Genomic DNA, 14,804 nt, shown 5'->3' on the forward strand with positions numbered 1-14,804 from the left:
CTAGGCGCGATTCCCGGCTCTCTCCGCCCATGGCCTTTGCAAGCCCCATCCCCTGCCCCGTCGTCTTGCGCCGAGGACAGCGCGGCGCTCCTGGCGGCGAAACACGATGCGTTGAAGCGCTTCGCGAATGGCCTCCAGGCCCGAGTCCAGCATGCGTTCCGGTTGGCCGAGAATGCGGCGCAATGCCCAGCCACCTCGAAGTCTCATGCGAGCCAACGCCCCCGGTGCTCGCAACAGGCAAAGCGGATACATCATCTGCTCGACCTGACACTCGATGCTGATGGGGTGGCATCCTTGATGCCGCGCCAGTTGCATCAGTAGCGGAGACTCTTCCCCGGTGATCAGAGGGGGAACGTGAAGCCTGACATGCTGGTGGGCACAGGCGGAGACCGGGGCGAACAAGTGGCCATCCGGCTGCAGTATGAACTCGACCAATTCCTCCCGCCCCGCCGTGACAAGAGAGGCCGAGAGACATTCCAGTACCCGCTGGCGCACGCCAGGCTGCCAGCCAGAGCCATGCAGAACATGCATGGCACGCCCGGCCTCCAGCTGCCACTCACCATCACCCGGCAAGCTCACCAGGGTGTGAGGACGCGACGCGGGCGTGATGCCGAGCAGCTGCTCACACAGCGACTCGCCGGTGACGTCCGAGACGGCGAGGGTCAGACAGCGATGCCGTTGCCCCAGAGGAGTCGGCAGCAGCTGGCACAGAAGCGCGAGATCATCTCCCGGGCGCTCCACCAGTGTCAGCGTGGCGCCATGGCCCGCCAGCTGCCAGCATATCTCCCGGCAACTCGAGGCCATGGGCGCTTCGACGAGCAAGCGATGACCGGCCAGCCGAGAACTTTCGACAGAACCACCACGGGAGCGAAACGGACGGTACATGGCAACATCCTTGGTCGGGGCATCGTCGATTCGACCATGCCAGGCTGAATGACCTACACGATGCCGACCAACGCTTAACGAAAGATTAAGCAGCGACTCTTTCCTTGCCCTCTGACGGAAGACTTGATGTCCCTTGCCGGCGCCAGACGCCGATGCCCGAAGTTTACAACCCGAACAGATGGACCAGCGGCGGCAGAATGAAGGCCGTCAGGAGTCCCGTCAGTCCCATGGACATGCCCGCGAAGGCACCGGCTAGGGTGCTGAGTGAAGAGAAGCAGTAAGCCGTGCCGATCCCATGGGCAGACAGGCCCATGGTAAAGCCCTTGACGGTATCATCACGCGCACCTGACAGCCGCAGCATCAGCGGACCGATCACACAGCCAAGCGTCCCGGTCAACAACACCAGTCCTGCCGTGAGTGAGGGAATGCCGCCGAGCTTTTCCGCGATCCCCATGGCGATCGGCGAGGTCACCGACTTGGGGGCCAGGCTCAGCGCCACCGGTGTATGCGCCCCCAGGACCAGGGCCAGACCGAGCGTGGTGGTCACTGCAGTGGTGATACCGACGCAACAGGCCGTCAGCAGAGGCCAGAGCATCTGCTTGACGCGGTCAAGATGATCGAACAGCGGCACCGCCAGTGCCACCGTCGCCGGCCCCAACAGGAAGTGAATGAACTGGGCGCCTTCGAAATAGGTCGCGTAGTCGGTATCCGTCAGCCAGAGAAAGCCGATGATCAAGGCAATCGACACCAGCACCGGATGGGCAAGAGACGCGCCACGAGCCAGGCGGTTGATCACGGTCGCCAGCAGAAAGGCCGCCAGCGTCAGCAACAGGTGCAGCAGCGGAGAGGCACTGAGATAGACCCAGAGAGCATCCAGAGGGGCGAGATTCACTGTTCCCCTCCCTTGCCGGCCACCGGACCTTGCAAAGATGAACGACGATCTATCAGCCGCTGCAACAGCCATGCTGTCACGAACTGCGTCACGGCGATGGACACCACCAGCGTCACCGCGATGGCGAGCAGGTCCTGAGCGATGAGGTCCAGATGCACCATGACCCCGACCCCTGCCGGGACGAACAACAGCGAGAGATGTGCCAGCAGGCCATTGCTGGCAAGCCTGAGACTGCCGGGCACTCGTTCACGCAACATGGCGCGGAGCAGCTGACGTTGACCAGCATCGTTGTCCGAGATGCGTACGGCGTCACCTTCCCTGTCCGGCGACGGTATCAATCGCTTGCGCAGACGGCCACGCACCATCAGCGCCAGCAGCAGGATCAGCATGCCCAGTACCGGTCCAGGCACCGGCAATACGAGGGCACGTCCCAGCACCTCGCCCACGAACTGACATGTCAGCAGAATGCAGAACCCCTTGATCAACTCCATCTCCGGCTAGTCTCCCCCATCAAGGCACTCATCTGACGTGCGGTAAAAGGCCGAATTGTGCCATAGATGCCCAATCACGGCACGGTGATACCGGGCCGTACCCGCCATGGGCGCGACGTGGGCTGCATGGCGCAGCCCTGGATGCACGTCGAAAGCCCGGCAGTGGCGGCAACGCTGGCTTATGGTAGTGTTCTGACTCGACTGAACCGCTACCTTCTCCGGCAAGGACACGCCTACGCGATGCCAGAATCCTTGATGCTTGATACTTCCATCACTTCGGAATGGGTCGAGACACTTCGACGCGAAGAGGACCATCAGGCCCGCATGCTGCTGGAGTTGGCAGCGGATCTCGCCGGGACTCCCCTCGCCTTGATCAGCTTGCGCAACGCGCGTCATCTCAAGCGTTGGGTAAGCCTGGACGACAGCATTCCCGATACCCTTCCGCTGCACGATAGCCTGTGTGGTCTGGCCGTCATCAAGGGAAGGCCTCTGGTGACGCGCGATGCCTATCAGCATGCTGAACTGCGCGATACCTGTTCGGTGAAGGGGGATGGCATACGCTTCTATATCGGACTGCCACTGCATGATGCCACTGGCGCTGTGGTCGGATGCATGAGCATGTTCGACACCTCTCCACGCCAGTCGCTGCCCGACGATGACACCTTGGCGCGGCTTGATCAGCTCGCTGGAATGATCAGCGAGGCGCTGAAGCGCCTCATGCAGAGTGCCCAGCTCAGTGCAGCCTTGCGCGACAGCTATACCCGCGCCAACTGGATACTGCGCAGCATTTCCGATGGCATCATCGAATGGCAGCTAGGCAATGAACGCCTGACGATATCGCCACGCCTGGAAATGCAGCTGGGCTACAGCGCCGGAACCCTGGACAGCCGACTCGAGGCGCTGCATGAAAGAGTCGCCCCCGAGATGCGCGAAGAGTTCCAGGCGCTTCTCGCGATACAGCGCCTGCAGGAAACCCCGTTCAGCATTGAACTGCGCATCCGCACCCGCCAGGGAGACTACCGCTGGTTCAAGTTGCGTGCGCAGTTCCAGGTGCGTGATGACGCGCCCTATCGTTTCATCGGCTCTCTGCTCGACATCCATCAGCAGCACATGGCCGCCGTGGCACAGGCCGACAAGCTATGTCGCTACGAACGTCAGCAGGCCGTGCTGATACGACTCGGCAACGCCCACCATGCCGAGGGCGCTCGGCTCGAAGATCTGATGCCATGGATCTGCCAGCAGGTGGCGGATGCCCTGCAGGTACGCAAGGTCAGTTTCTGGAAGATGAATCCCGAGGGAACCCGGCTGTCACTGAGTCATGTACACGACGGTGAACTGCCTGCCCCGCACGATGCGACCTCTCGGGCGCACCCCCGAGAGCTGTGTGACAGCCAGCTGGGAGAGTATTTCACCGCCCTGAAATCCGAGCGCATCCTGGCGATCAGCGATACCCAGCAGGCCAGCAGCGGGCTGTTGTTCAATGGCTATTTCAGCACGGACCTCCAGGCAATTCTCGATAGCCCCGTGCGCATCTCCGGCAAGATTCGCGGGGTGATCTGTTGCACGGAGTGTGGCGGTCCACGCGAATGGGCGGAGGATGAGCTCGCCTTCCTGAGCTCGGCCTGTGATCACGTCTCACAGCTTGCCACCGAGCTTGAACGTCACGCGACCCAGGAGCGACTGCGTGCCAGCGAGCGTCGCTATCGCGCCACCTTCGAGCACTCCGCCGTCGGGATGGCACACATGTCCAAGGCGGGCCAGTTGTTGAGGGTCAACCAGCGACTCGAGGACATCCTCGGCTACCCGAGCACCACGCTCGAGGGCTGCTATATCCGCGAACTGATCGAGCCGGAAGACCTGGCATCGCTGCAACGACGCCACCTTGCCTTGATCGAGGGCGGTATCAGTCACTTCACCCAACGCTGCCGCTTCCTTCATGCACGGGGCAACACGGTGCATGCCGACGTCAGCGTCTCCTCCGTCGATACCACCCCGGTGCAGGACGGCTATACGCTGGTCGCTCTGGTCGACAAGACCCATAGTCACACCATGTCCCAGCGACTGATCCATGAAGCCAACCATGACAGCCTGACAGGACTTCTGAACCGCGCCGCCTTCCGTCGCAGATTGACGCAGTTCTGTGACGTCGTGCGCGAGGACCACTCGCAACATTGCCTCGCCTATATCGATCTTGATCAATTCAAGGTCGTCAATGATACCTGCGGACATTCCGCGGGCGATGCCCTGTTGATCCAGCTGGTTGACGTCATCGGCAATGATCTGCGCCCACAGGATCTTCTGGCCCGTCTCGGGGGCGACGAATTCGGTCTGTTGATGCCCGGCATGACACTGGACGAAGCGGAACCGCTGCTGGAGCGACTGCGCCAGAGCGTGGCCAATTTCCGATTCATGTGGGACGACAAGCTGTTCAGCGTCAGCGCCAGCATCGGCCTGGTCAGCATCAGCAACGGCCAGAGTGATCCGCATCATCTGCTCAGCGCTGCCGATGCCGCCTGTTATGAAGCGAAGGACGCTGGGCGCAACCGCGTGCATCGCCATAGCGTGAGCGGAGACGAAGTCACTCAGCGGATGGAGGAAATGCACTGGGTCGCCGAAATCACCGCCGCGGTGGAAGCGCAACGTCTCGTGCTCTATCACCAGCCCATCGCCAGCACACGCACCAGGCCGGGCACCCCTGATGAGCAGCACTATGAAGTGCTGGTGCGCATGCTGGGGCGTGACGGCAGCATCATCGCCCCCGGGGCCTTCCTGCCCGCGGCAGAGCGTTATGGGCTGGCTGCCACCATCGATGAATACGTCATCCGGCATTATCTGGCCTGGCTGCAGTCGCAACCTGCCCATCTGGCCAGCCTGACACGGGTGTCGCTCAACCTCTCGGGTCACTCCATCAGCAGTCCCAATTTCCGCGACATGCTGGTCAGCCTGGTACGTGACAGCGGGATTCCCGGCCACAAGCTGTGTTTCGAGATTACGGAAAGCGTGGCCATCACTCGCCTGGGCGATGCTCGCACCTTCTTCGATACTCTGGGAGAGTTGGGGTGCTACTTCGCACTGGATGATTTTGGCAGCGGCGTATCGTCCTTCGGGTATCTCAAGAGCCTGCCGGTGAATTACCTCAAGATCGATGGTGCCTTCATTCGCGACATGGACACCAATCGTGTCTCCTACGCCATCGCGCGCGCCATCGCCGAGGTGGCCCGCGAAATGGGCATGCAGACCATCGCGGAATTCGTTGGCAGCCAGGAGGTACTGGCATGCGTGACGTCCATCGGGGTCGACCACGTCCAGGGCTATGCCATCGGCAAGCCTTCACCGCTGGTGGCAGATCACTCGACGCTGGCTCACAAGGCTTGCGTGATGACGTCGCAAGGCATCGCCAACAACCGCCCGGGGACGCAGCTCACGTCTTGAGCGACGATACCGATCACGCTGTGGTCCTTTCGATAGCATGTGGCAGCCCTCGGCACAGCCCCTCGACACGGCCCCTCTCGCATAAAGGCAGAGTCCGGACGCGCCTCTGAAACGAGACACGCACTGACAGCGATGCCGTCAGTGCGTGTCTCGTTGAAGCCGACCCCGGGGCGTCAGCCCCTCCTGCCTCAGAAGCCTGATTCGCGGCGCCAGACCCCCACCACCTCACGCCAGGTCCGACTCAACAGACTGCGGGCCTGAGTCTTGACCTTGACGACACCGCGGCGTCCGGGAATCGACTGGGCAAGTGCCTTCGCGGCATCCACCGGCGCCAGTGTCACTCGATACAGACTGCGAACCAGCGCCAGCTGACCTTCCTTTCCCTCACGTACCTTCAACTCCCCACCGTAGGGCACCGCCATCTCGGGCTGCTCCAGAATCGCGGCCGACTGGGGGTCCACGCCGACGACACGCATCTCGATCGGCGCCCCCACTGGCGCGAGGGGGTAGAACCAGGCGCTGGCATTCGGTGCAATGCGCAACACCTCCTCTTCCTCTACCCAGGCCGTGAGCGTCACCTTTTCAGGGTTGCGCAACGTCATCACCCATTCCCCCTCTCCAACCCAGCCGTCCTCCCTCAAGGCGGGATTGAGCGAATGGACCTTGCCGGTGAATGAGGCCACCAGCTGCCCTGTCGCCTGCTCGGCCTCCAGAGCACTGACACGCTGGCGCTGAACGTCAAGATCGGCCTGGATGACCGGACTCTCCTGCAACAACCTGCGATCCAGCCCGCTGGCAGAGCGCCGCCAGTCGAGCTGTTGCACGCGACGCCTGGCAGTGGCAAGCCGTTGGGCGACTTCCGGCGCACTGACCACCGCCAGAGCCTCACCGACGGTCACATCATCTCCCTGAGCGACCTCCAGGCTGATTCGACCACCAAAGGGCGCTTCGAGGCGTGTCGAGGGCTGCTCCAGCCAGCCCGGGAGACCCAATTCACCTTGCCACGGCCACACCAGCAGTCCGCCGAGCGCCATCAAGATCACACAGGTCCTCAACAACGCCAGATTGGCACGTGGCTTGCGACCTTCACTGAACCAGCGCCGAATTTCATTCACGATTGGCCGCATGATGAAGTACCAGATCTCGACGACGAACAATACGATGCCGAGAAGCTTGAAGAAGAAGTGATAGACCGCCAACGCGATCCCGAGAAACAGCAGCAGGCGATATACCCAGACTCCCATGGCAAAGCCGACCAACGCACGTTGCGGACGTTCCGGAGGCACTTCCTTGAACCCGAACAGCCACTCACGCAGCTGCCAACGTGCCAGCGCCTGTGAGCGGGGTTCAAGATTGGGCTGACGCCAGGCATCGGAGAGCAGGTAATAGCCATCAAATCGCATCAGGGGATTGAAGTTGACCAGTGCCGACATGATCCAGGTCGTCGTCGCCAGCCAGAAACACAGAGTGCGCATCATCCCCTCGGGCAACAGATGCCAGCTGAGCAGGGCCAGCACCGCGATGGATAGCTCTACCGCCACGCCCGCGACGTCCACCTTGACGCGATCCTTGGCATCGGTGAGGCGCCAGGCATCGCTGGTGTCGGTATACAGCACCGGCCAGCCGACGATGAAGGCCACCCCGATGGTGGGAACGCGCACTCCCTTGGCCTTGGCCACGAAGGCATGCCCCAGTTCATGCAACACCTTGACGAAGACCAATGCCGCCCCGAGCGTCAGCCATCCTCCGACAGCGCCCAGCGCGGAGAAGCTCGCGATGAACGTATCCAGCTGCCGAATCGTCAACCACACGCCGAGAAGCCACAGCACGCATAGACTCCAGAAGAAGCCCTTGCTGCCCAGCCAACGTACCTTGTTGACGTGGCGACTCAACCAGCGATCAGGATTTGCCAGCGGAATACGCACGAACAGGTAGTGATGCATCAACCACTTGAGGCCCTTGGGGCGAGATTCGAGACGCCGTTGGTATCGCTCCTGCTGCCCTGGATCGCCCCGCACCAGATCGTGCTGCCGCAGAAAATCCGACAGGGCACGCAGCTGCTCTCCGGGAACGTCACGCCCCAGACTCTCGCTGGCCTGCTTCGCGGCGACCGATTCCTGGCCGCCGCGTATGAACGGCAACAATTCGATGGCCGCTTCTCCCAACCGGTAGAAGCGCTGTGCTACCGGGTCATGCAGCAACCAGCGACGCTTTCCATCCCGATCCTGCTCGACGGGATGAAGCTTGAGGTCCTCACGCAATACCGCCAGGGGGGGAGTCTGAGAGATCATGATCTACCACCCGATCCAGCTACGCAGCGTGGCCCAGGGGCGACGGAAGAGGTAATAGCCAAGCGTGACCTGCTCGCCTTCCACCTTGGCTGTCCCGCGCCAACCGACGCGTGGCAGGTTCTCGGCATCGTTCAACAGGGCTCGCGCGCGGTAGGCAAGCTCACCGTCCGGTGCGAGCTCTGCGCGATAATTGACATGCGTCAGACTGGCATCGCGGACCTGGGAGGGGTCGACATTGAGGAACAAGGACACCTTCGCGCCTTCCGGCAGCGGGATGTTGTCGGCACTCGGCAGCCAGATTTCCACCTCAGCCCCGCGAGTGTCGGCGACCTCCAGCAGACGCTCGCCCAACTGGACAGGCCGCCCTGCCCAATCGCTGGCATCCCCGATGATCGCCACACCGGCTCGAGGCGCCTCTACACGGACTCGCGTCAATTGCTGCTCAAGAAAGTCGACATCGGCACGCGTCTGCTCCACTCGTGCCAGCAACAGTGGGACTTCCGCGCTGGCATCCCGATCAGTGAAGGCGCGCTGACGGGCACGGGCATATTCCGCCTGCGCCACGGCCAGTGCCTGCCGGGCTTCCGCAAGCCGTCCCTTGAGTTCGGCATCGTCCAGCCTGGCCAGCAGCTGGCCCTTCTCCACCGGATCATTGGGCGCCACGGCCAATTCCTTCAGCACGCCATCCAGCGGTGAACGAATGAGACTGCTGACCTGAGGAACGATCTCGGCCTGCCCCAGTACCGAAAGACGCACCGGAATCAACATCAGCAAGCCCAGCATCACCACGATAGCTCCCGTCAGCAGGCGCTTGCCCACCGGAGAGCGCTTGCGCCCGGCATGACGCGCAAGCACATGCTCAGCCCCCTGCACCCAGTGGGTCAGCAGTCGCTGCTCCGCCTCGTTCCACGGCTTTTCCCGCAACAGCAACAAACCGCCCTCGAGCCGGCCTCGCCAGACCATGGGAATCCAGATACCTTCGCGCGGCCAGTATTCACTCCAGTCGGTCCCCAATGCAGCATCCCGCTCGGCGAGACGCTCGGGCGTCAGCAACATCAGCTGATCCGGCGAGGAAGCAGAGGCGTCATCGACGCGTTTGGAGACATCACGTCGATCAAGCTCGAACGTCTTGAGGACTCGCCTCACCCAATGCAGATAGGGGCTCTGCTGCTCGACATCCGTCGCGCCTGAGTGAGCGGAAAGCTTGCCATTGGCAACCAGCAATATCTGGCGCGCCGGAAACAGATAACCGGTGTCGTTGACCAGTACATACTCGGCCTCCTTGCGCCCCTTGGCGCTCATCAGACGCTTTTGCAGCGTGATGAGGCCGGCCAGGCGATCCGTGGTGACACTGCCTGGCATCTCGACCCGCCGATTCATCGTGATGCCTCTCCACTCTCTTCGGCATCAAGGCCTGATGGATTCAGAGAGGGAAAGCGCACCTCACCACTCATGCCGGGCTTGATACCCACTCCCGGCTTGGCATCCGGCCTCGCGATCACCTTGAGGGTCTGGCTGACAGGGTCGATGCTGTCCACGACCCGGACGATCTTGCCGGAGAGCTCGGCGCCCGTCGCATCTGCAGTAAACGTCATGGGCGTGTCGCTTCCTACCTGCCCCAGCCACATCGCAGGTATCACGGCTTCGATCTCCAGCTCGTCGGAGCTGACCAGTTCCAGCATCGGCTCTCCATTGGAGACGAATTGATAGGGGTTGACGACGCGCGAGATGACTTCGGCATCAAAGGGTGCAGTGATGGTGCAGTCGCTCAAGTAGACATCAGAGAGCTTGACGGAAGAACTCGCCTCATTGACTGCCGCTCGTGAGAGATCGACATCCAGCTGGCTGACATTGTCATAACGCGCCAACTGCTTGTTGACCTTGTACTGTGAGCTGGCCCCCGACAGGCGCGCACTCGCGACCGCTCGCTCGGCCTTCAGGGAGCGGCAATCAAAACGCACCAGGACCTCGCCCTGCTTCACTTCTTCCCCAACGCGTCGATTGACCTCCAGCAAGCGCCCCGACAGCGGCGCTGCCAGCATGGTGGAGTTGACGGCACTGACCTGCCCGCGAACGGTCGGTTGCTCCGCGGCGTGAGCCTGACCCATCAGGCTCGTCCCCGCGAGCAGCAGAGATCCACTGAAGATCTGCAGGTAACGGGTAACTTGGTGTCCAACGGTCATCATCAGCATCCCTGTTGAAACAAGATGGGAGGCTAGTTCAGAGACTGGCCTGACCGTCCTGTGCATTGGTTGTCTCGGACTGGACTTCCAGCCAGAGGGCCGGATCCTGCAACGGCAGACTGCCACCGGACCATTGCTGGAAGGAGGCATCCAGATTGCTGGCCAGGGTATCCACGTCATAACGCTGATAATCCTCGGGCACCGGATTGAAGCCCAGACTGAACAGGAAACCTCCATAGGCATCCTGCGCATCGGCATAGGCCAATGAATTGCTCAACACCGAGTTCAATGCCTTGGCCTGGTTGAGCAGGGATTGCGTCCCCGAGATCGCACGGCTTGCCCGCGCCTGCTTGCTGAAGTCCGCGATCTGCTCATCCAGTGCCTGGAATCGCTGGGCGATACTGAGACTTTCCAGCGAATTATGGTATTGCTGCCAGCCAAGATTGACGCGGGCCAACGTCGCCATGTTGCTGGCCAGACGACGAGCCTCCACCATCTGATCACGCGCCTCGTTCTGAGCCTTGATCTCATCGATGGCAAACAGACGGAAGATATTCCAGCTGATCCTCACCCCTGCCTGTGCCCAGGTATCGTTGTACAGATAGCTGTTGCTGTCGTAATTGGCGCTGTAGGAGAACTCCAGCCCCGGCAACAGTCGCACCATGCTCTTGCGCGCTTCACGTTGCGCGATACGGGCATTGTAGAGCTGACCGACATATTCCCCACTGTTGGCCAGCGCGACACGCTCCAGCACATCCAGGTCATTGGAAGGCAACGGAGGAAGTGCCGGCAACTGGCTCGGCGCCTGCAAGGGGATCTCGACATTGGGGGCCTGATTGATCAGGCTGGCCAGTTCGATCTGCGAAGTCTCGACGGAACGCTGCAAGCTCTTGAGATTGCGCATGATGGAGAGCAGCTGGCGCTGCTCCTGCAGGACATCCAACGGCGCCCGGAGTCGTTCGCGCTGGATCTGATCCAGCTGGGCGAGCGCCTTTTCGGTGTCTATCAGCAAGGCATCGATGCGCGGCTTCAACTTCTGCGTCACCGCGGCCTTCCAATAGGCGCTGCGCGTCTGCTGAAGCAGCTTGGCCATGATGTCACGCCGGGCATTCTTGACGATCAGGAAGCGGTCCGCCTCCTGCTTGGCCTTCAGGTAGCTGACACCGAAATCCAGCACGTTCCAGGAAAGACGTAGATCGGCATCGGTACGGTCCTTGTCGACAGAGGTCGACTGGGCAAGGCTCTGCACGCCGGTACGCACGTTCTGGCTCGAGGAGGCATCTTCATTGTTGCGGCTGGTGAAACCGGCATTTGCCGCCAATACCGGGAGCATGTCCATCTTGGCCAGATTGAAGCTCTGCTCGGCCAACGCCTGTTCCATCAGCTTGACGCGATTGTCGAGGTTGTACTTCAGCGCGCGCGCCATCGCGTGATTGAGATCAAGTGGCTCGGTGATGGCCGGTGTCATCTGCTCGAAGAGCATCTCATCACTCTGGATGGCGGTCGCGATATCCTGACGATCCAGAGGCTCAGGCTGTACGGTGCCGCAGGCTGACAGAACTGCACCGGCAGTGGTGACAGCAATCACAGTGACCAAGGTCTTCAGTCGTCCAGCGCTCTTTGACTGACCCGGCGACGATGTCCGGGGTGTATTTACAATTGATGATTCAGTCATGTTGAAGCCCCTGTCCCTTACTCTTGTAGACCCGCCTGCCATATCAGGCGGGTATGATTCTTTTCACTGAATCAGGTAGGCAATCTCAAGCAATCTCAGCCTAGCCGAAAGTGTCTCATTCAAGAAATCCTGGAATCCCCTTCCAGTAACCTCATCAAATCGGCCAATACCTCGGCGTGATCATTACTGAATCCATCGCGCCCAGCAACCTTGAGCATATCGGAGAGAGGCACTGCACCAAGTACCGCAGTCTCTTCTGTGTCAGCCTGCTCTTGATCAGAAGATTCGTCTTGTTCATTACCTTCACTATCCCCCTGCCCCTCAGGAAGCTGATCATTCTCCGATGCCTGTCCATCATTACCGAAGGAGTCGTCACTTGCCTGTTCATCTTCCTGTTCAGGAGTCAGATAGATGATAAAGCTGGTGCTAGCTTCATTACCGGATTCGTCACGACCGATCACCTTGACATCGATGCGCTCCACACCCAGTGAAAGTGCCAGCTCACGATTCACGCGATAGGTAAGCGAGTCACTGTCGAAGACCACATAATCAGGTAGCGGGCTGCCATCTGTTCGAGTGGACTCGACCGTAATCTCTTCATTGTTGGTGCTTTCGAAAGCACCCGCCGGCAGAGAGAACTCGTAAATAGCTTCATTTGCAACGACATCACGCAAGATGATGGTCAGCTGAACCGGTTGGATACTCGGGATATCAAACTGAGAGGATTCGCTGAGCGGTCGGAATAGCTCCTCCTCATCTACCGTCAGCGGACCAAACTCATCCCCATCAGAACCGTCATTCGCTCCAGGCACCGTTGGAGAAATCACTGAAGTGCCGTCTACAGGTGCGACAGGGACCACTGGCTCCGGAGCCACATTATCACTGAGGCCTGCGATATTGATCGTCAACTCACCGACAGCCGTACCACCCTGTCCATCACTGACGACAAAGCTGAAATCATCCGTGACCTGCTGACCATCTTCCAGTGATTGAACTGCCTCACTTTCATTGTCCAGCACATAGCTCCAAGTGCCATCGGGGGCAATGATCAACTGCCCATAGGTACCCTGAATCACGGTGGCGGTATCAGCGACTTCCTTACCATTGACGCTCGCAATGAGCAGTGAATCGCCATCGCCATCGACAGTCACCGGCTCGCCATCAGCATCGACCAGCAGGCTGCCCTCAGCAGTGGTCTCTCGGTCCTCGGAGACGTCAGCGCTCTGATCCAATGCCTGCGGCGCAGGATTCCCTATCTCGAAGGTGAAGGTCGTGGTGACAACCAAGCCATTCTCGTCAGTGCCAGTCAGCGTGACGGTGTAAATGCCGTCGTTGTTGACACCGCCGGTGGAAGCATCCGCTGACAGCGTGCCGCTGATCTCGCCGGTGATCGGGTCGATCACCAGACCGTCCGGCAGGTTGTCGACGCTGTAGGTCAGCTCCGCACCCTCGTCGACGTCGGTGAAGGCGCCGGCAATGGTGAACGGTGTGATCGTATCGCCGTCATTGGCACTCTGATCGGCCGGCTGCGCCCCATCGACCAACACCGGCGCATCATTGGTGCCGTTGATGGTGACGGTGAGCAGCGCCGTGTCGGTGCCGCCCTGACCATCGGAGATCGCGTAGGTGAAGGTCTCGGTAATCACCTCGCCTTCCGTCAGCGCCTGCACCGCTGCATTGCCGTTATCCAGTGCGTAGGTGTAGCTGCCGTCTTCGGCGATGGTGACGCTGCCGTAGATGCCGGTGACCGGCGTACCTGCGACGGTGTCAGTGTCGGCATTGGCGCCAGCACCGATACCGCTGACGACCAGCGCATCCGTGTCGTTACCGCCATCGACATCGACGTCACCATTGGTGTCGCCATCGCTGAGTACATTGCCGGTGGTGGTGCTGGTGTCGCTGGTCGCAACGCCCTCATCCAGCTCGGCGGTGTTGTCGAAGGCTTCCGGCGCGACGTTGACCACGGTCCAGGTGAAGGTCGTGGTGACATCCAAACCATTCTCGTCGGTGCCGGTCAGCGTGACGGTATAGATGCCGTCAGCGTTGTCACCGCCAATGGAGGCATCCGGGGACAACGTGCCACTGATCTCGCCGGTAGTCGGGTCGATCACCAGGCCGTCCGGCAGGTTGTCAGCAGAGAAGCTGAGCTCTGCTCCGTTATCGATATCAGTGTAGGCATCCGCGACAGAGAACGGTGTGATGCGGTCACCATCGTTACCGCTTTGATCTGCCGGCTGCGCACCCTCCACAAACACCGGGGCATCATTGCTGCCGTTGATGGTGATGCTGACAACCTGCTCGGCAGTCACACCCTGGCTGTCGGTGACGACCACGGTGTAATCCAGCACCAGACTCTCGCCGACGGCGAGGTGATCGAACGCCTCGCCTTCGACGCTGGAACTATCGAAGGTCCAGTTCAGCGTGCCGTCGTTACTGACGCCATCGATGATCGCGTCGGCATCGACGGAGAGCATGCTCAGCAGCTGATCGTTGCTCAAGCCATCAGTGTCACCGGTGGCGGTCACGGCGGTGACGCTCGGCGTGACGTCGTCAGTGGTATCCAAATCGCTGACGGAGAGCGTGCCGGCGGTGGTCAGGGTGTCGTCCGTCTCGGTCAGCGACTCGACCGCGCTGTCGTCGCCTTCGATGGCGATGACTGGCGCATCGTTGCTGCCATTGATGGTGATGCTGACGACCTGCTCAGCCGTTACGCCCTGGCTGTCGGTGACGACCACGGTGTAGTCCAGTACCAGGCTCTCGCCCACCGCGAGGTGATCGAAGGCTTCGCCAGCGACACTGCTGCTGTCGAAGGTCCAGTTCAGGGTGCCGTCGTTGCTGACACCATCGATGATCGCATCGGCGTCGACACTGAGCATGCCCAGCAGCTGATCGTTGCTCAAGCCATCGGTGTCACCGGTGGCGGTCACCGCGGTGACGCTCGGCGTGACGTCGTCA

At 60.9% G+C, this 14,804-nt stretch carries 9 protein-coding genes; 1 reads left to right on the top strand and 8 read right to left on the bottom strand.

The window, feature by feature from the left end:
* The 3 genes from OW493_RS06850 to OW493_RS06860 all read right to left on the bottom strand — a co-directional run bounded on the left by OW493_RS06850 (window position 1) and on the right by OW493_RS06860 (window position 2,268).
* Window positions 1–885 carry a hypothetical protein gene (locus OW493_RS06850; protein ID WP_289863689.1) on the bottom strand — a complete coding sequence of 295 codons (885 nt, stop codon included), beginning with the start codon at window positions 883–885 and terminating at the stop codon, window positions 1–3.
* A gap of 163 nt (window positions 886–1,048) precedes the next feature.
* The gene (locus OW493_RS06855) at window positions 1,049–1,777 is read right to left on the bottom strand and encodes an LrgB family protein (protein WP_084208532.1); all 729 of its coding nucleotides are present in this window, start codon (window positions 1,775–1,777) and stop codon (window positions 1,049–1,051) included.
* Window positions 1,774–2,268: a CidA/LrgA family protein gene (locus tag OW493_RS06860; protein WP_084208531.1), complete on the bottom strand. Its 495-nt coding sequence runs from the start codon at window positions 2,266–2,268 to the stop codon at window positions 1,774–1,776. The genes OW493_RS06855 and OW493_RS06860 overlap by 4 nt, the downstream gene beginning before the upstream one ends.
* Before the next feature lie 255 nt (window positions 2,269–2,523).
* Between OW493_RS06860 and OW493_RS06865 the strand changes: the two genes are divergently transcribed.
* Window positions 2,524–5,700: an EAL domain-containing protein gene (locus OW493_RS06865; protein WP_289863691.1), complete on the top strand. Its 3,177-nt coding sequence runs from the start codon at window positions 2,524–2,526 to the stop codon at window positions 5,698–5,700.
* A gap of 188 nt (window positions 5,701–5,888) precedes the next feature.
* On the opposite strand, the gene OW493_RS06870 is transcribed toward OW493_RS06865, so the two are convergent.
* The 5 genes from OW493_RS06870 to OW493_RS06890 form a co-directional block, all read right to left on the bottom strand.
* Complete coding sequence (locus tag OW493_RS06870; protein WP_289863692.1) at window positions 5,889–7,991, bottom strand: HlyD family efflux transporter periplasmic adaptor subunit; 2,103 nt, start codon at window positions 7,989–7,991, stop codon at window positions 5,889–5,891.
* A gap of 3 nt (window positions 7,992–7,994) precedes the next feature.
* Window positions 7,995–9,371, bottom strand: coding sequence for an HlyD family efflux transporter periplasmic adaptor subunit (locus OW493_RS06875; RefSeq protein WP_289863693.1), 1,377 nt, complete (start codon window positions 9,369–9,371; stop codon window positions 7,995–7,997).
* Entirely contained in the window at window positions 9,368–10,174 is an 807-nt protein-coding gene (locus OW493_RS06880; RefSeq protein ID WP_167592997.1) for an efflux RND transporter periplasmic adaptor subunit, read from the bottom strand. Before OW493_RS06880 ends, OW493_RS06875 begins: the two co-directional genes overlap by 4 nt.
* A gap of 37 nt (window positions 10,175–10,211) precedes the next feature.
* Window positions 10,212–11,762, bottom strand: a complete 1,551-nt coding sequence (locus OW493_RS06885; protein ID WP_289863707.1) for a TolC family protein — start codon at window positions 11,760–11,762, stop codon at window positions 10,212–10,214.
* A 206-nt stretch (window positions 11,763–11,968) separates the two neighbouring features.
* The coding region (locus OW493_RS06890; protein ID WP_289863694.1) for a VCBS domain-containing protein at window positions 11,969–14,804 on the bottom strand (2,836 nt) is incomplete at its 5' end.

This window comes from Cobetia sp. 14N.309.X.WAT.E.A4 (assembly GCF_030397495.1).
GTDB classification, from domain to species: Bacteria; Pseudomonadota; Gammaproteobacteria; order Pseudomonadales; family Halomonadaceae; genus Cobetia; species Cobetia marina.